At 59.7% G+C, this 17,828-nt stretch carries 17 protein-coding genes and 2 tRNA genes; 17 read left to right on the forward strand and 2 right to left on the reverse strand.

What is annotated here, in order from left to right; translation table 11 throughout:
* Positions 1-4 precede the first annotated feature (4 nt).
* Positions 5-79: transfer RNA gene (locus HA46_RS11400), tRNA-Gln, on the forward strand.
* Positions 80-105: 26 nt separating this feature from the next.
* Positions 106-180 (forward strand) — tRNA-Gln (locus tag HA46_RS11405).
* Between the two features lie 373 nt (positions 181-553).
* Here HA46_RS11405 and ubiF read toward each other — a convergent pair.
* A complete protein-coding gene (ubiF, locus tag HA46_RS11415) occupies positions 554-1,726 on the reverse strand; it encodes a 3-demethoxyubiquinol 3-hydroxylase (protein ID WP_084884335.1) in 1,173 nt (390 codons plus the stop codon).
* A gap of 213 nt (positions 1,727-1,939) precedes the next feature.
* On the opposite strand from ubiF, the gene miaB reads away from it, so the two are divergent.
* The 9 genes from miaB (at position 1,940) to HA46_RS11460 (ending at position 11,218) form a co-directional block, all read left to right on the forward strand.
* On the forward strand, positions 1,940-3,376 hold the full coding sequence (gene miaB / locus HA46_RS11420) for a tRNA (N6-isopentenyl adenosine(37)-C2)-methylthiotransferase MiaB (protein ID WP_084884338.1): 1,437 nt from the start codon (positions 1,940-1,942) through the stop codon (positions 3,374-3,376).
* 204 nt (positions 3,377-3,580) lie between these two features.
* Positions 3,581-4,642 (forward strand): PhoH family protein, encoded by a 1,062-nt coding sequence (locus HA46_RS11425; protein WP_084884340.1) that lies wholly within the window; start codon positions 3,581-3,583, stop codon positions 4,640-4,642.
* The gene (ybeY, locus tag HA46_RS11430; RefSeq protein WP_084884342.1) at positions 4,639-5,112 is read left to right on the forward strand and encodes an rRNA maturation RNase YbeY; all 474 of its coding nucleotides are present in this window, start codon (positions 4,639-4,641) and stop codon (positions 5,110-5,112) included. The genes HA46_RS11425 and ybeY overlap by 4 nt, the downstream gene beginning before the upstream one ends.
* An 81-nt stretch (positions 5,113-5,193) precedes the next feature.
* Positions 5,194-6,075, forward strand: a complete 882-nt coding sequence (gene corC / locus HA46_RS11435; protein ID WP_033751802.1) for a CNNM family magnesium/cobalt transport protein CorC — start codon at positions 5,194-5,196, stop codon at positions 6,073-6,075.
* Positions 6,076-6,079: 4 nt separating this feature from the next.
* Positions 6,080-7,603, forward strand: coding sequence for an apolipoprotein N-acyltransferase (lnt, locus tag HA46_RS11440; RefSeq protein ID WP_084884344.1), 1,524 nt, complete (start codon positions 6,080-6,082; stop codon positions 7,601-7,603).
* Positions 7,604-8,019: 416 nt separating this feature from the next.
* Positions 8,020-8,919: an amino acid ABC transporter substrate-binding protein gene (locus tag HA46_RS11445; RefSeq protein ID WP_033788924.1), complete on the forward strand. Its 900-nt coding sequence runs from the start codon at positions 8,020-8,022 to the stop codon at positions 8,917-8,919.
* 155 nt (positions 8,920-9,074) lie between these two features.
* Positions 9,075-9,815: an amino acid ABC transporter permease gene (locus tag HA46_RS11450; RefSeq protein WP_033788922.1), complete on the forward strand. Its 741-nt coding sequence runs from the start codon at positions 9,075-9,077 to the stop codon at positions 9,813-9,815.
* Positions 9,815-10,492 (forward strand): glutamate/aspartate ABC transporter permease GltK, encoded by a 678-nt coding sequence (gene gltK, locus HA46_RS11455; RefSeq protein WP_033751813.1) that lies wholly within the window; start codon positions 9,815-9,817, stop codon positions 10,490-10,492. The genes HA46_RS11450 and gltK overlap by 1 nt, the downstream gene beginning before the upstream one ends.
* On the forward strand, positions 10,493-11,218 hold the full coding sequence (locus HA46_RS11460; RefSeq protein ID WP_033788919.1) for an amino acid ABC transporter ATP-binding protein: 726 nt from the start codon (positions 10,493-10,495) through the stop codon (positions 11,216-11,218).
* A 124-nt stretch (positions 11,219-11,342) separates the two neighbouring features.
* Here the strand turns inward: HA46_RS11460 and HA46_RS11465 are convergent, their stop codons facing one another.
* Positions 11,343-11,831: a zinc ribbon-containing protein gene (locus HA46_RS11465; protein ID WP_033788917.1), complete on the reverse strand. Its 489-nt coding sequence runs from the start codon at positions 11,829-11,831 to the stop codon at positions 11,343-11,345.
* A gap of 224 nt (positions 11,832-12,055) precedes the next feature.
* Here HA46_RS11465 and leuS point away from each other — a divergent pair, with 224 nt between their 5' ends.
* The 6 genes from leuS to rlmH all read left to right on the forward strand — a co-directional run bounded on the left by leuS (position 12,056) and on the right by rlmH (position 17,822).
* On the forward strand, positions 12,056-14,638 hold the full coding sequence (gene leuS, locus HA46_RS11470) for a leucine--tRNA ligase (protein ID WP_084884346.1): 2,583 nt from the start codon (positions 12,056-12,058) through the stop codon (positions 14,636-14,638).
* A gap of 14 nt (positions 14,639-14,652) precedes the next feature.
* Positions 14,653-15,246 carry an LPS assembly lipoprotein LptE gene (gene lptE / locus HA46_RS11475; RefSeq protein ID WP_033788913.1) on the forward strand — a complete coding sequence of 198 codons (594 nt, stop codon included), beginning with the start codon at positions 14,653-14,655 and terminating at the stop codon, positions 15,244-15,246.
* A complete protein-coding gene (holA, locus tag HA46_RS11480) occupies positions 15,243-16,274 on the forward strand; it encodes a DNA polymerase III subunit delta (protein WP_084884349.1) in 1,032 nt (343 codons plus the stop codon). Before lptE ends, holA begins: the two co-directional genes overlap by 4 nt.
* The gene (gene nadD, locus HA46_RS11485) at positions 16,267-16,911 is read left to right on the forward strand and encodes a nicotinate-nucleotide adenylyltransferase (protein ID WP_033788910.1); all 645 of its coding nucleotides are present in this window, start codon (positions 16,267-16,269) and stop codon (positions 16,909-16,911) included. Before holA ends, nadD begins: the two co-directional genes overlap by 8 nt.
* 119 nt (positions 16,912-17,030) lie before the next feature.
* The gene (rsfS, locus tag HA46_RS11490; RefSeq protein WP_033788909.1) at positions 17,031-17,348 is read left to right on the forward strand and encodes a ribosome silencing factor; all 318 of its coding nucleotides are present in this window, start codon (positions 17,031-17,033) and stop codon (positions 17,346-17,348) included.
* A gap of 3 nt (positions 17,349-17,351) precedes the next feature.
* Entirely contained in the window at positions 17,352-17,822 is a 471-nt protein-coding gene (gene rlmH, locus HA46_RS11495) for a 23S rRNA (pseudouridine(1915)-N(3))-methyltransferase RlmH (RefSeq protein WP_033751828.1), read from the forward strand.
* Positions 17,823-17,828: the final 6 nt, after the last annotated feature.

Below are 17,828 nucleotides of genomic sequence, written 5' to 3' on the forward strand. Positions count from 1 at the left end.
TTATTGGGGTATCGCCAAGCGGTAAGGCACCGGATTCTGATTCCGGCATTCCGAGGTTCGAATCCTCGTACCCCAGCCATACAAGACAATTTGAAAAGACACTATTGGGGTGTCGCCAAGCGGTAAGGCACCGGATTCTGATTCCGGCATTCCGGGGTTCGAATCCCTGCACCCCAGCCAAATTGACAACAGGCCCGCTTTTGCGGGCTTTGTTGTTTTTGTCGTCTGCTAATTTTTATACAGCACGTTCTTTTTAAACAGCAACGTCGCAGCCAAATCCGGCCGCCGTGGGGCTCACCGAAGAGCAAAGCGTCCAGCGCAAGGACAAAAACGCCGGGAGCGTTTTTGAACAACGCAGCGCGTTGGCCCGTTTACGGGCGCACCTCAGGGATGAGGTGCGTAACTGCGCGGGCCGAGCGGTCATGGATGACGAACAGCGACTTTGCGATCGGGGAGCCCCTCTGTGGCCGCGCACGGATACCACAGCCACACCTGTTCTCAGGCCCCATATTATAGCCATGCCCGCTCTTCGGCCCGAAAGACGCAGCCGCGTCTACAAACCCAGCGCGTAGCGCAGCACCTTGCGCTTCAGCGCGCCCGAACGCTCAGCGGCCATCAGCCCCAGGTTGCGGGCGAATTTCAGCGGCGGCAGCCGATTGCTAAAGGCGAAATAGAACAGATCCATCCCGCCCTGCATCAGCAGATTATCGCGACGACGCTGTGACTGATAACGACGCAGCACATTCTCGGACGCCCAGTCCTGCGCGTTGGCGCGCGCCTCCACCAGCACCTCTACCAGCGCGTCTACATCGCGATAGCCCAGATTAACGCCCTGCCCCGCGAGCGGATTAATGGTATGCGCCGCATCACCGATTAACGCCAGGCCAGGCAACACATAGCGCTGCGCATGACGGCGCACCAGCGGAAAACCGCCCGCCGCATGCGCTTTAAATCGTCCCAGCCGGGCAGGAAAGGTCGCGGCGATCTCTTTCTCCAGCTGCGGCAGCGGCATCGCCTGCAGCTGACGAATGCGCGCCGGCGCGTCATACCACACCAGCGAGGCGCGATTATCATACAGCGGCAGAAAAGCGCGCGGCCCCTGCGGCGTAAACTGCTGCCAGGTCGCATCGCCCGCCGGATGCTCGCAGGTCACGCTAATCAGCAAACAGGACTGCGCATAGCTCCAGCCGTCAATGCCGATGCCCGCCATCTGCCGCACCTGCGAGTTGGCGCCGTCGGCGCCGACCACCAGCCGGGCGTGCAGCGCTTCGCCATCGCTGAGGTCGAGCCGCCAGCCGCCGTTCTCCTGCTGCAAACCTGCGAGCGTCGCGGGACAGCGCCGCGCAATACCCAGCTGCTCCATCCTTTCCCACAACGCGCGCTGCAACACGCTATTTTCGACCATAAAACCCAGCTCCGGCAGGCCGAGCGACGCCGCGTCGAAACTGACGTGAGCCGTCTGCCACTCCCAGGTTTCCAGCTTGCGATAGGGCGCGCAGCGCATCGCCTGCACGCGCGGCCAGACGTCGAGCTGCTTCAGCAGGCCCGCCGAGGCGCTGCCGAGGGCGGAGATACGCACGTCGGGATCGCTGTCGGCGTCAAAAGGCGCAGGCTCCGCGCGCTCCACCACCGCGACGCGAAACTGCTGAAGCGCCAGACCACACGCCAGCGCGGCGCCGACCATGCCGCCGCCCACCACCACCACATCAAAGCGGTTATCCTGCATTGCTCATCTCCTTCTGAATCTTTACCCGCCGCAAAAAGCGGGATAACTGGCGCAAAGTGTACCGGAAAAACGCCCGGGCGGCAGAAATGGCCTGCCCAACGAGAGCCCGATTGTCACTGCCGCCGCAGATATGCGAAGTATGGCGGCTCTGCGCTGGTCACAACAGCGTCAAAGCATTACAATACGCGCCCTGCACCTCACTGCACTGAATCAATGGCTAGTTCGACAATGAAAAAACTGCATATCAAAACCTGGGGCTGTCAGATGAATGAGTACGATTCATCCAAGATGGCTGACCTGCTGAACAGCACCCACGGCTACACGCTGACCGAGGAAGCTGAAGAGGCGGACATTCTGCTGCTCAACACCTGCTCGATTCGCGAGAAGGCGCAGGAAAAAGTTTTCCACCAGCTTGGACGCTGGAAAAGCTTAAAAGAGCGCAACCCTGATTTGATTATCGGTGTCGGCGGCTGCGTGGCGTCGCAGGAAGGGGATCATATTCGCCAGCGCGCCAGCTACGTGGATATCGTATTCGGCCCGCAAACCCTGCATCGCCTGCCGGAAATGATCAACAGCGTGCGCGGCAGCAAAAGCCCGGTCGTGGATATCAGCTTCCCGGAAATCGAAAAATTCGACCGTCTGCCGGAGCCGCGCGCGGAAGGCCCCACCGCCTTCGTCTCCATCATGGAAGGCTGTAACAAATACTGCACCTTCTGCGTCGTGCCCTATACGCGCGGCGAAGAGGTCAGCCGTCCCTGCGACGACATTCTGCTGGAGATCGCGCAGCTGGCGGCGCAGGGCGTGCGAGAAGTAAACCTGCTCGGCCAGAACGTCAACGCCTATCGCGGCGCGACCTTCGACGGCGAAATCTGCACCTTTGCCGAACTGCTGCGCCTGGTGGCCGCTATTGACGGCATCGACCGCATTCGCTTCACCACCAGCCATCCGATCGAATTCACCGAGGATATTATCGAGGTCTACCGCGATACGCCTGAGCTGGTGAGCTTCCTCCACCTGCCGGTACAGAGCGGCGCAGACCGCATTCTGACGCTGATGAAGCGCGCCCACACCGCGCTGGAGTACAAAGCGATTATCCGCAAGCTGCGCGCCGCGCGCCCGGATATCCAGATCAGCTCCGACTTTATCATCGGCTTCCCGGGTGAAACCCAGCAGGACTTCGAGCAGACCATGAAGCTGATCGCCGACGTCAACTTCGACATGAGCTTCAGCTTTATCTACTCTGCCCGTCCCGGCACGCCGGCGGCGGATCTGCCGGATGACGTTTCGGAAGAGGAGAAAAAGCAGCGCCTCTATATCCTGCAGGATCGCATCAACCAGCAGGCGATGGCCTGGAGCCGCCGTATGCTCGGCACGGTGCAGCGCATCCTTGTGGAAGGCACCTCGCGTAAAAACGTGATGGAGCTGTCGGGCCGTACCGAAACCAACCGCGTGGTGAACTTCGAAGGTTCGCCGGAGATGATCGGCAAGTTCGTCGATGTGGAGATCGTCGACGTCTACACCAACTCGCTGCGCGGCAAAGTGGTGCGTACCGAAGATGAGATGGGCCTGCGCATCGTAGAAAGCCCGGCATCCGTTATCGCGCGCACGCGCAAAGAGAACGAGATCGGCGTCGGCACCTTCCAGCCTTGATACGCGCTTCATTCAGCGGCGGCGCCTGCTGCGTCGCCGCTCTTTTCTTCTGCACGCCCTTGCTTTCTGGCTGCGCGGCCCAAATATCACTAGCTACGCTTGCGCCCCGGCGACATGCCATAAATAATTCCTTCAAGTGCCGTCGTTAATCAACCCGGCATTAGCACACATTCTAACTGGCCCTGAGTGACCCAAAGGATTCGTTTGAATATCGAAACTCGTGAAATCGCCCTTGAACCGGCAGATAACCGCCGACTGATGAGCCTGTGCGGTCCGTTCGACGACAACGTCAAACAGCTTGAGCGTCGTCTGGGCATTGAAATCAACCGTCGCGACAACAGCTTCAAGCTGGTTGGCCGCGCGCTCTGCGTCAACGCCGCCGAAGATATCTTGCGTACCCTTTACGTCAATACCGCGCCGGTGCGCGGCGTCATCCCGGATATCGATCCAGAGCAGATCCATCTGGCGATTAAAGAGAGCCGCGTGCTGGAGCAGACCGCCGACAGCGTGCCGGAGTTCGGCAAAGCCGTGCATATCCAGACCAAGCGCGGCGTCATCAAGCCGCGCACGCCGAATCAGGCGCAGTACATCGCCAATATCCTGGACCACGACATTACCTTCGGCGTCGGCCCGGCCGGTACGGGTAAAACCTACCTCGCGGTCGCCGCAGCGGTGGATGCGCTGGAGCGCCAGGAAATTCGCCGTATTCTGCTGACGCGCCCGGCCGTGGAAGCCGGCGAAAAGCTCGGCTTTTTGCCCGGCGACCTGAGCCAGAAGGTCGATCCCTACCTGCGTCCGCTCTATGACGCCCTGTTCGAAATGCTCGGCTTCGAGCGCGTCGAAAAGTTAATGGAGCGCAACGTCATTGAGGTCGCGCCGCTGGCCTATATGCGCGGCCGGACGCTGAACGACGCCTTTATCATTCTTGATGAGAGCCAGAACACCACCATCGAACAGATGAAGATGTTCCTGACGCGTATCGGCTTCAACTCCAAAGCGGTGATCACCGGCGACGTCACGCAGATCGACCTGCCGCGCAGCACCAAGTCGGGCCTGCGCCACGCCATTGAAGTGCTCTCCGATGTCGAGGAGCTGAGCTTCAACTTCTTCCACAGCGAAGACGTGGTGCGTCACCCGGTTGTGGCGCGAATCGTCACCGCCTATGAAGCCTGGGAAGAAGCGGATCAGAAACGCCGCGACAAGCTGGCGGAAGAGCGCAAACGCGACGCGCTGGCGGCGCAGAGCGAGGCGCAGGAGAGTAAATGAGCCAGGTAATTCTTGATCTGCAGCTGGCGTGCGAACAGACCGGCGGCCTGCCTGACGAGACCGCTTTCCAGCGCTGGCTGGAAGCGGCGGTTACCCCTTTTCAGCCGGAAAGCGAAGTCACTATTCGTCTGGTAGATGAGGCGGAGAGCCATGAGCTTAATCTGACTTATCGCGGCAAAGACAAGCCGACCAACGTGCTCTCTTTTCCCTTCGAGGCGCCGCCGGGCATTGAGCTGCCGCTGCTGGGCGACCTGATCATTTGTCGCCAGGTGGTGGAGCAAGAGGCGGCGGAGCAAGGGAAAAGCGTTGAGGCGCACTGGGCCCACATGGTGGTGCACGGCACGCTGCATCTGCTCGGCTATGACCATATCGAAGATGACGAAGCTGAAGAGATGGAAGGGATCGAGACTGAGATAATGCTTGCTCTTGGTTATCCCGATCCGTACATTTCGGAAAAAGAAGACGCCTGAGCCGCTGGCTCAGTTTATCCCGCTGTCGGCGAGGACGCCGACAGCAACCACCCTCACCAGAGAGATCTCTAAAAAAACGCCATGAGCGACGACCATTCTCAAAACAGCGATGCACCCAGTAGTAAAAAGGGATTTTTTTCCCTGCTTATCAACCAACTGTTTCACGGCGAACCGCAAAACCGTGATGAACTACTGGAGCTAATCCGCGACTCCGAGCAAAAAGAGCTGATTGACGAAGATACCCGCGACATGCTCGAAGGGGTGCTGGATATTGCAGAGCAGCGCGTGCGCGACATCATGATCCCGCGTTCGCAAATGATTACCCTGAAGCGCAACCAGACGCTGGACGAGTGCCTGGACGTGATTATCGAATCCGCGCATTCGCGTTTCCCGGTAATCAGCGAAGACAAAGACCATGTGGAAGGCATTTTGATGGCGAAAGATCTGCTGCCGTTTATGAGCAGCGAATCAGAGCCGTTCAGCATGGAAAAAGTGCTGCGCCCGGCGGTTGTGGTGCCGGAAAGCAAGCGCGTCGACCGCATGCTGAAAGAGTTTCGTTCTCAGCGCTATCATATGGCGATCGTTATTGATGAATTCGGCGGCGTCTCCGGCCTGGTCACCATCGAGGATATCCTTGAGCTGATCGTTGGCGAAATCGAAGATGAGTATGATGACGAAGAAGATCGCGATATCCGTCAGCTGAACCGTCAGACCTATACGGTGCGCGCCCTGACCCCGATTGAAGATTTCAACGAAGTGTTCGGCACGCAGTTCAGCGACGAAGAAGTGGACACGATTGGCGGACTTGTCATGCAGGGATTCGGCCATCTTCCCGGACGGGGAGAGAGCATCGACATCGACGGTTATCATTTCAAGGTCGCGATGTCCGACAGCCGTCGCATCATCCAGGTGCACGTAAAGATTCCTGAAAACGCGCCGCTACCCCAACTGGATGACGAATAACCCTATGTCCCTGGACTTACTTTACCCGCGCCAGCGGGTACGTTTGTTGCTGGCGGTGTTAACGGGTGCCCTCGGCACCCTTGCCTTTTCCCCCTATGATTTCTGGCCCGCCGCGCTGCTGTCGTTGGGCGGCCTGCAGCTGCTGACGCTGGATCGGCGCAGCGGCCAGGCCACCGCTATCGGTTTCGCCTGGGGCTTCGGCCTGTTCGGCAGCGGCGTAAACTGGGTCTACGTCAGTATCGCCACCTTTGGCGGCATGCCCGGGCCGGTCAACGTCTTCCTGGTGATTTTGCTGGCCGCCTATTTGTCGCTCTACCCGGCGCTTTTCGCCGGCGTGCTTAACCGCATCTGGCCGCGCGCGACGCTCTGGCGTCTGGCGCTGGCGGCGCCTGCGCTGTGGCAGCTTAGCGAGTTTCTGCGCGGCTGGGTGCTGACCGGCTTTCCCTGGCTGCAGTTCGGCTATAGCCAGATCGACGGCCCGCTGAAAGGCCTGGCTCCGCTGGCGGGTGTGGAAACCCTCACCTTTATGCTGATGATGGCCGCAGGCTTGCTGGCTTACGCCGTTCATCAGCGCAGCGCCAAAAGCGCTGCCGCCGCGCTGCTGCTGCTGGCGCTGCCCTGGCCGCTGCGTTATATCCACTGGACCCAGCCGCAGCCGGCGCGCAGCGTCGAGGTCGCGCTGGTTCAGGGCAATATTCCGCAGTCGATGAAGTGGGATCCGCAGCAGCTTCTCAACACGCTGCGCGCCTATAACGGCCTGAGTCAGCCGCTGATGGGCAACGCGCCGCTGATTATCTGGCCGGAGTCGGCGATTACCGATCTGGAAAGCAATCAGCAGCCCTTTTTGCGCGCGCTGGACGGCGAGCTACGCCAGCGCGGCAGCGCGCTGATCACCGGCATCGTCGATTCCCGCCTGGAGCAGAACCGCTATCACGACTACAACTCGGTGATCGTGCTGGGCGGCGAGAAGCCCTACAGCTATCAGAGCATGAACCGCTACCAGAAAAACCATCTGGTGCCGTTCGGCGAGTTCGTGCCGCTGGAGAACCTGCTGCGCCCGCTGGCGCCCTTCTTCGATCTGCCGATGTCCTCCTTCAGCCGCGGCGACTATCTGCAGCCGCAGCTGCAGGCGGCGGGCTACCATCTTACCAGCGCCATCTGCTATGAAATCGTGCTGGGCGAGCAGGTGCGCGCCAATTTCCATCCCGACACCGATTTTCTGCTTACCGTCTCCAACGACGCCTGGTTCGGCCACTCTATCGGCCCCTGGCAGCACTTCCAGATGGCGCGCATGCGCGCGCTGGAGCTGGGGCGTCCGCTGCTGCGCGGCACCAATAACGGCGTGACCGCGGTGGTGAATGCGCAGGGCGAAGTAGAGAAAATCCTGCCGCAGTTTACCCGCGGCGTGCTGCTGGATAAGGTGACGCCGACCACCGGCGAAACCCCTTACGCCCATGCCGGCCTGTGGCCGGTCTGGCTGCTGACGCTGGGCGCCGCGCTGCTCGCGCTGTGGCGCCGCAAAGCCTGACCCGCCGTACCGCGGCGAGCGCCCTGCTCGCCGCCTTTCCCCATATTCCGCTCGCTTTCTCGCCCTACTCCCCGATTTTCTGCTGCGTCGTCAGGCTGGCACGATGCTTGCTATTAAAAAACCTGTTTCCTGTAAACCTGGCGGACTGACGCGTTAGCGCAAGCTGGACTGCACCATTAAAAGGCAGAGCGACGCCCTCTGAGCGCGCAACCCGAGAAATACGCCTCAAATTGGTGCGGAACACTTCGCAAAATAAGAAACTTTTTCGTTTCATAACGTTAACAATCCGCTATGTTAGTGAATATTCTTAGCGCGCCGACGCGATGAGATAACAAAAAAAGCAGCAGGAAATACACACAACATCACACATCTGCGCAGTTTATATTCTGCGCGACATCTCTTGAAGGAGTTGGACCATGCAGATTCGCAAAGTGGCATTATCGCTTTTGCTGGCAGGCGTTGCGGCAGCGGGCGCAGCCCAGGCGGAAGACCTCAGCGGCACCCTGAAGAAAATCAGCGATAATGGCGTTATCGTCGTAGGGCATCGCGAGTCATCTGTTCCTTTTTCTTATTACGACAACCAGCAAAAAGTCGTGGGCTATTCGCAGGCTTACTCCAACGCCATCGTCGAGGCGATTAAAGCGAAGCTGAACAAGCCGGATCTGCAGGTTAAGATGATCCCTATCACCTCGCAGAACCGTATTCCGCTGCTGCAGAACGGCACCTACGACTTCGAGTGCGGTTCGACCACCAATAACCTCGAGCGCCAGAAACAGGCGGCGTTCTCCAACACCATTTTCGTTATCGGCACGCGCCTGCTGGTGAAAAAAGGCGGCGACATCAAAGATTTCGCCGACCTGAAAGGCAAAACCGTGGTCGTCACATCCGGTACCACCTCGGAAGTGCTGCTGCATAAGCTGAACGACGAGAAGAAAATGGATATGCGCATCATCAGCGCGAAAGACCATGGCGACTCGTTCCGCACGCTGGAAACCGGTCGCGCCGTCGCCTTTATGATGGACGACGCTCTGCTGGCCGGCGAACGCGCTAAGGCGAAGAAGCCGGATAACTGGGAGATCGTCGGCACGCCGCAGTCGAAAGAGGCCTATGGCTGTATGCTGCGTAAAGACGACGCTTCGTTCAAAACGCTGGTGGACGATACCATCGCCAAAGCGCAGACCTCGGGCGAAGCCGCGAAGTGGTTCGATACCTGGTTCAAGCAGCCGATTCCGCCGAAGAACCTGAACCTGAACTTCGATCTCTCGGCGGATATGCAGGCGCTGTTCAAAACGCCTAATGACAAAGCACTGAACTAACAACGACAACAAGGGCGGCCTCGCTGCCCTCTCGATTGCTGAAAACCCGGCGCGGACAGACAAGCTGCTCAGGTCGTTCCCCTGAAGCAGGCAATACAGACGCCGTTCATCAATCTTCAGGGTAGCTTAGCTACCCTTTTTTACCGGAGCTCGTTATGGGTATCGACTGGAACTGGGGCATCTTTCTCGAACAGGCCCCGTTCGGCAACACGACCTACCTTGGCTGGCTGTGGTCCGGATTTCAGGTGACCATTGCGGTCTCCTGCTGCGCCTGGATTATCGCCTTTCTTGTAGGATCCTTATTCGGCATTCTGCGCACCGTGCCTAACCGCCTGCTTTCGGCGATCGGCACCTGCTACGTAGAGCTGTTCCGCAACATTCCGCTGATCGTGCAGTTCTTTTTCTGGTATCTGGTGGCGCCGGAGCTGGTGGGCGAGAAGCTCGGCATGTGGTTTAAATCGGAGCTGGACCCCAATATCCAGTTTTTCACCGCGTCGGTGATCTGCCTCGGCCTGTTTACCGCCGCTCGCGTCTGCGAGCAGGTGCGCGCCGCCATCCAGTCGCTGCCGCGCGGTCAAAAGAACGCCGGTCTGGCGATGGGATTGACCCTGCCGCAGACCTATCGCTATGTGCTGCTGCCCAACGCCTACCGCGTAATTGTGCCGCCGATGACCTCGGAAATGCTCAACCTGGTGAAGAACTCCGCTATCGCCTCGACCATCGGGCTGGTGGATATGGCGGCGCAGGCGGGCAAGCTGCTCGACTACTCGGCGCACGCTTACGAGTCCTTTACCGCGATTACGCTGGCCTATATCGCCATTAACCTGGTGATCATGCTGATTATGAGTCTGGTAGAGCGCAAGGTGCGTCTGCCGGGTAATCTGGGAGGAAAATAATGTACGAGTTTGACTGGAGTTCCATTCCTCCCAGCCTGCCCTACCTGCTCAACGGTATGGTGATTACGCTAAAGATTACCGTGACCGCGGTGGTGTTCGGCATTATCTGGGGCACGCTGCTGGCGGTGATGCGGCTGTCGAGCTTTAAGCCCATCAGCTGGTTCGCCAAAATTTATGTCAACCTGTTCCGCTCGGTGCCGCTGGTCATGGTGCTGCTGTGGTTCTATCTGGTGGTGCCGAGTTTCCTGCAGCAGGTGCTGGGCCTGTCGCCCAAAACCGATATCCGACTGATTTCAGCCATGGTCGCTTTTTCGCTGTTCGAAGCGGCGTACTACTCAGAAATTATTCGTGCCGGCATCATCAGCATCTCACGTGGACAGGGCAACGCCGCGCTGGCGCTGGGCATGACGCACTGGCAGTCGATGCAGCTGATTATATTGCCGCAGGCGTTCCGCGCCATGGTGCCGCTGCTGCTGACGCAGGGTATCGTGCTGTTCCAGGATACCTCGCTGGTCTATGTCTTGAGCCTGGCGGACTTCTTCCGTACCGCGTCCACCATTGGCGAGCGTGACGGCACCCAGGTGGAAATGGTTCTCTTCGCCGGTCTGGTCTACTTCGTTATCAGCCTGAGCGCTTCGCTGTTGGTCAGCTATCTAAAAAGAAAAAGGACGGTTTAAATGATTAACCTGAAAAACGTTTCTAAGTGGTATGGTCACTTTCAGGTGCTGACCGACTGCACGACCGAAGTCCAGAAAGGGGAAGTCGTGGTCGTGTGCGGGCCGTCGGGCTCGGGCAAATCAACCCTGATCAAAACCGTTAACGGCCTGGAGCCGATTCAGCAGGGCAATATTCTGGTGAACGGCACCGAAGTGAACAACAAGAAAACCAATCTGGCGCAGCTGCGCAGCAAGGTCGGCATGGTGTTTCAGCACTTCGAGCTGTTTCCCCACCTCAGCATCATCGATAACCTGGTGCTGGCGCAGGTGAAAGTGCTGAAGCGCGACAAGGCCGCTGCGCGGGATAAAGGCCTGAAGCTGCTGGATCGCGTCGGGCTGACCGCTCATGCGCAGAAGTTTCCCGGCCAGCTGTCGGGCGGCCAGCAGCAGCGCGTGGCGATTGCGCGCGCGCTCTGCATGGATCCTATCGCCATGCTGTTCGACGAGCCGACCTCGGCGCTCGATCCGGAAATGATCAACGAAGTGCTCGACGTGATGGTGGAGCTGGCGCAGGAAGGCATGACGATGATGGTGGTGACGCACGAAATGGGCTTCGCCCGCAAAGTGGCCAACCGCGTCATTTTTATGGATGAAGGCAAGATCATTGAAGATACGCGTAAAGACGACTTCTTTAATAATCCGCAGTCGGATCGCGCGAAGGATTTCCTGGCGAAGATCCTGCACTAAGGAATAGCCTGGTGCTGGCGCCTGCGCGCCAGCACCGCCTGGCTGCCATCCGGCCTGCGACAGCCTTGTCGCGGGCCGTTTTACTCTTCGGACAGTCTCATCCGCGTAAGCGCAGTCCCCCTGCTTACGGCTCAAACGGCTGGCGCTGGAACTGATCGTGTCCGCACTCCGGGCAGCGCGTTAAGGTCTCGGGGGTATAAATCGCGCGCGTAAAGTGACACTTCTCGCACACCAGATTGCCCAGCCCCACCACCTCGCCGCTCTGATACACGCCGTGATGATGGAGATCCTGAAACACCTCGCGCCACTCCAGCTGGCTCTTGTCGGTGATATCCGCCAGCTCTTTCCACAGGCTCTCGCGCATAATGCGCATAAACAGCGAATCATTCGCCTTCTCTGGCTGATGGATCTCCTGATAGCTGCGGGCAAACTCCTCTAAATCGCGTCGAACCGCCGCCAGCGCCCGATCGATCTCGCCCGGCGTCGCGGACTCGCTGGCCATGAGCTGCTGACGTCGCGACGTCACCAGCGCGTCAATGTCCCGATCGCCCTGGCGCAGTCGCTCCGTCAGCGCGGCCAGGGATTCACGGTAAATTTGCGCCACTTTGTTCATTTTATTCTCCTTTCTGCGCGGGTAAGCGAGCTTTAAGTTTAGCCGCTTTGCGCCGTTTGCCGCGTTGTTTAGCAAAGCGAATCGGAATATGAGAGCAGGATGCGACCTTCCGTGAGAAATCGCCGCATCAGGGCGGTGAAGTGTTGTTGACCGGCAGCCATATGGGTATGCTATGCGGATCTTAAAGTAAGCTAAGCGTTATTCATTAAGGACCACAGGCTGCCATGCAAGAGCAATACCGCCCGGAAGAGATAGAATCCCGCGTCCAGCAACACTGGGACGAAAACCAAACGTTCAAAGTGACCGAAGATGAGAGCAAAGAGAAATATTACTGCCTCTCCATGCTGCCCTATCCTTCCGGCCGCCTACATATGGGCCACGTGCGTAACTACACCATTGGCGACGTGATCGCCCGTTACCAGCGTATGCTCGGCAAAAACGTACTGCAGCCGATCGGCTGGGACGCGTTCGGCCTGCCGGCGGAAGGCGCGGCGGTAAAAAACAACACCGCGCCCGCGCCATGGACCTACGACAACATCGAATATATGAAGAACCAGCTGAAACTGCTGGGCTTCGGCTATGACTGGAGCCGCGAGCTGGCCACCTGCAAGCCCGAATACTACCGCTGGGAACAGTGGTTCTTCACCAAACTGTATGAAAAAGGCCTGGTTTATAAAAAAACCTCGGCGGTGAACTGGTGCCCGAACGATCAGACGGTCCTGGCGAACGAACAGGTTATCGACGGCTGCTGCTGGCGCTGCGACACCAAAGTCGAGCGCAAAGAGATCCCGCAGTGGTTCGTTAAAATCACCGACTATGCCGATGAGCTGCTTAACGACCTCGACACGCTGGAAGACTGGCCGGAGCAGGTCAAAACCATGCAGCGCAACTGGATCGGCCGTTCCGAAGGGGTCGAGATCACCTTCGACGTCGCCGACAGCGAAGAGAAAGTGACCGTTTACACCACGCGTCCGGACACTTTCCTTGGCGCTACCTATGTCGCGGTCGCCGCTGGCCATCCGCTGGCGCTGCAGGCTTCGATGGGCAACCCGGTGCTGGCTGACTTTATCGCCGAATGCCGCAACACCAAAGTCGCCGAAGCGGAGATGGCGACGATGGAGAAAAAAGGCATGGCGACAGGCCTGTTCGCCATCCATCCGCTGACCGGCGACAAAGTGCCGGTCTGGGTCGCCAACTTCGTGCTGATGGAGTACGGCACCGGCGCCGTCATGGCGGTTCCGGCGCACGACCAGCGCGACTGGGAGTTCGCCACCAAATACGATCTGCCGATTACGCCGGTCGTGCTGAACCAGGACGGCAGCGAGCCGGACGTCAGCGCCGCCGCAATGACGGAAAAAGGCACCCTGTTCAACTCCGGCGAATTTAGCGGCCTGAGCCATGAGGCGGGCTTCAACGCTATCGCTGACGCGCTGGCTGCGAAAGGCGTCGGCGTGCGCAAGGTCAACTACCGTCTGCGCGACTGGGGCGTCTCCCGTCAGCGCTACTGGGGCGCGCCGATTCCGATGGTGACGCTGGAAGACGGCACCGTGATGCCGACGCCGGAAGATCAGCTGCCGGTGATCCTGCCGGAAGATGTGGTGATGGACGGCATTACCAGCCCGATCAAAGCGGACCCGGAGTGGGCGAAAACCACCGTCAACGGCCAGCCGGCGCTGCGTGAAACCGACACCTTCGACACCTTTATGGAGTCATCCTGGTACTACGCGCGCTACACCTGCGCCAACTACGATGAAGGCATGCTGGATCCGGCTGCGGCCAACTACTGGCTGCCGGTCGATCAGTATGTCGGCGGAATTGAACACGCCATCATGCACCTGCTCTACTTCCGCTTCTATCACAAGCTGCTGCGCGACGCGGGCCTGGTAACCTCTAACGAGCCAGCGAAGCGTCTGCTGTGTCAGGGCATGGTGCTGGCGGACGCCTTCTACTACCACGGCGCCAACGGCGAGCGCAACTGGGTCTCTCCGGTGGACGTCACCGTCGAACGCGACGAGAAAGGCCGCATCGTGAAAGCAACCGACAGCCAGGGCCGCGAGGTGATTTACGCCGGCATGAGCAAAATGTCGAAGTCGAAAAACAACGGCATCGACCCGCAGCTGATGGTTGAGCGCTACGGCGCCGACACGGTTCGCCTGTTTATGATGTTCGCTTCGCCGGCGGAAATGACGCTGGAGTGGCAGGAGTCAGGCGTCGAAGGCGCGAACCGCTTCCTGAAGCGCGTGTGGAAACTGGCCTACGAGCATACGGCGAAAGGCGCGACGGCAGCGCTGGATGTCAGCAGCCTTAACGACGATCAGAAAGCGCTGCGTCGCGATCTGCACAAAACCATCGCCAAAGTTTCCGACGACATTGGTCGTCGTCAGACCTTCAACACCGCCATCGCGGCGATTATGGAGCTGATGAACAAGCTGGCGCGCGCGCCGCAGGAGAGCGAGCAGGATCGCGCGCTGATGCAGGAAGCGCTGCTGGCCGTCGTCCGCATGCTCTACCCGTTCACCCCGCACGCCAGCTATGTGCTGTGGCAGGAGCTGGGCGGCGAAGGCAGCGTGGACAACGCCGACTGGCCGGTAGCGGACGAGGCGGCGATGGTAGAAGAGTCGCTGCTGGTGGTTGTGCAGGTAAATGGTAAAGTGCGTGGTAAAATTACCGTGGCCGCCGACGCGACGCAGGAGCAGGTTCAGGCTCGCGCCGCCCAGGAACATCTGGTGGCAAAGTACCTTGACGGCGTTACCATCCGCAAAGTGATTTATGTACCCGGCAAACTGCTTAACCTGGTCGTAGGTTAAGTTCAGGAGGAACTGTGCGACATCTGATTATCAGGCTGTTTGTCCTGCTGGCGGTGATGGTTACCGCCGGCTGTGGTTTTCATCCGCGCGGCACCACGCAGGTGCCGAGCGAGCTGAAAACGCTGATCTTGAACAGCGGCGATCCGTACGGACCGCTGGCGCGCACGGTGCGTCAGCAGCTGCGCATCAACAACGTCACCATCGTTGAAGATACGAAGCAGAACCGTACCGATATCCCGACGCTGCGCCTTGGCGGTGAAACCCAGGGCCGCGATACCGCCTCGGTGTTTATCAGCGGTACGACGGCGGAATACTCGCTGATGATGAACGTGACGGCGCAGGTTCTGCTGCCGGGCAAAGGCATCTATCCGATCAGCACCACGGTGTATCGTTCGTTCTTCGATAACCCGAACGCGGCGCTGGCGAAAGATGCCGAGCAGGATATGATCGTGCAGGAGATGCGTCAGCGCGCCGCAGAGCAGCTGGTGCGTAAACTGCTGACCGTGCATGCCGCGCAGATGAACCAGAAAGAGACGCTGCCGGCGTCGGCCAGCGAACCTGCGGTGCCCGCGCCTGCCTCCTCCTCTTCCGCAACCAGTACGCAATGATCAGGATCTATCCTGAGCAACTTGGCGCGCAGCTCCGCGAGGGGCTGCGCGCTTGCTATTTGCTAGCCGGAAACGAGCCGCTGCTGCTGCAGGAGAGCGCCGACGCGATTCGCGCCGCTGCCGTCGCGCAGGGGTTCGAGGAGCATTTAAGCTTTACGCTCGACGCCCAGACCGACTGGGAAAGCCTCTTTGCCAGCTGTCAGGCGCTCAGCCTGTTCGCTCAGCGTCAGACGATGACGCTGCTCTTCCCGGAAAACGGTCCCAACGCCGCGATGGCCGAACAGCTGAATAAGCTGGCGGGCCTGCTGCATGCCGATATTTTGCTGATTTGCCGCCTGGCGAAGCTGACCAAAGCCCAGGAGAACAGCGCCTGGTTTAAAGCGATCTCCGCCCACGGCGTGCTGGTGCCGTGCCAGACGCCGGAGCAGGCGCAGCTGCCGCGCTGGGTGGCGACGCGCGCCAAAAGCATGAAGCTCTCGGTAGACGACGCGGCGATCCAGCTGCTCTGCTACTGCTATGAGGGCAATCTTCTGGCGCTGGCGCAGGCGCTGGAGCGCCTGTCGCTGCTCTGGCCCGACGGCAAGCTGACGCTGCCGCGCGTGGAAGAGGCGGTCAGCGATGCGGCGCACTTTACTCCGTTTCACTGGGTGGACGCGCTGCTGGCGGGCAAAAGCAAGCGCGCACTGCACATCCTGCATCAGCTGGAAAAAGAAGAGAGCGAGCCGGTTATTCTGCTGCGCACCCTGCAGCGCGATTTGATGACGCTGCTGCACCTGCAGCGGCATCAGGCGCAGCAGCCGCTGCGCGCATTGATGGATCAGCAGCGCATCTGGCAGAACCGCCGCGCGCTGTTTACCGAGGCGTTGCAGCGCGTGGACGGCGCGCGACTGCAGCGCGCAATTCGCCTGCTGACGCAGATTGAACTCACCCTGAAGCAGGATTACGGGCAGCGTATCTGGCCGCAGCTGGAGACGCTCTCGCTGCTGCTCTGTCATCGACATTTTCCTGCGAGCTTCGCCAGTGTCTGAACTTCACGCCCTGTTCGGCGGCACCTTCGATCCTGTCCACTTCGGCCATTTGCGGCCGGTAGAAGCGCTGGCGCAGCAAACCGGACTGGCGCGCGTGCTGCTGCTGCCCAACAACGTGCCGCCGCATCGCCCGCAGCCGGAAGCGAGCGCGGCGCAGCGCGTCGACATGCTGCGCTGCGCTATTCAGGACCGGCCGCTGTTTGATATTGATACCCGCGAGCTGATGCGCGAAACGCCTTCGTGGACGGTGACGACGCTGGAGGCGCTGCGCGCCGAACGCGGGCCGGATCAGCCGCTGGGATTTATCATTGGTCAGGACTCGCTGCTCAACCTCTCGGGCTGGCACCGCTGGCAGGATTTGCTGTCGCTTTGTCATCTGCTGGTGTGCAAGCGTCCCGGCTACCCGACCGAGATGGCGTCGCCGGAGATGCAGCGCTGGCTGGAGAGCCATCTGGCCGTTGATACGGCGCAGCTGCACCAGCAGCCCGCCGGCTTTATCTGGCTGGCCGATACGCCGCTGGTGAATATCTCCGCCACGGAAATCCGGCAGCGCCGTCACGCCGGCCTGTCGTGCGAGCAGCTGTTGCCGCCGGCCGTTATCGACTATATCGATCGCGCAGGCCTCTATCTGAAATAAGCGCTCGCCGGGCATATATCGCGCGGGCAAAGGCGTGCTATACTGCGCGGCTTAATTTTTTGGCTGCCTTATCGGGGCCAGCAGCCGGCCCGCTACTATCCGTATTAAAGGGGAACCTTTTGCAAGGTAAAGCACTCCAAGAGTTCGTTATTGATAAGATTGATGATCTTAAAGGTCAGGATATCGTCGCGCTCGACGTTCAGGGTAAATCCAGCATCACCGACTGCATGATCATCTGTACCGGCACCTCGACGCGCCACGTCTCGTCTATCGCCGATCACGTGGTGCAGGAGTCGCGCGCCGCTGGTTTGATCCCGCTCGGCGTCGACGGCAAAAATGCCGCTGACTGGGTGGTGGTCGATCTGGGCGACGTCATTGTGCACGTTATGCAGGAAGAGAGCCGCCAGCTGTATGAGCTGGAAAAACTCTGGAGCTGACGCGTGAAACTGCAGCTTGTGGCCGTGGGCACGAAGATGCCCGACTGGGTGCAAACCGGTTTCACTGAGTATCTGCGTCGTTTTCCCAAAGATATGCCGCTGGAGCTGGTGGAAGTCTCTGCCGGAAAACGCGGCAAAAACGCTGATATCAAGCGTATCCTGGAAAAAGAAGGCGAGGCGATGCTGGCCGCAACCGGCAAGGGCAACCGCATCGTTACGCTCGATATTCCCGGCCAGCCGTGGGAAACGCCCCAGCTTGCTCAGCAGCTGGAGCGCTGGAAACAGGACGGCCGCGACGTCAGCCTGTTGATTGGCGGTCCGGAAGGATTATCACCCGCCTGCAAAGCCGCCGCCGAGCAGAGCTGGTCGCTTTCCGCGTTGACGCTGCCTCATCCGCTGGTGCGCGTGCTGGTCGCTGAAAGCCTCTATCGCGCCTGGAGCATCACCGCCAATCATCCTTATCATCGTGAATAACCGGTA

This window comes from Pantoea septica (assembly GCF_002095575.1).
GTDB classification, from domain to species: domain Bacteria; phylum Pseudomonadota; class Gammaproteobacteria; order Enterobacterales; family Enterobacteriaceae; genus Pantoea; species Pantoea septica.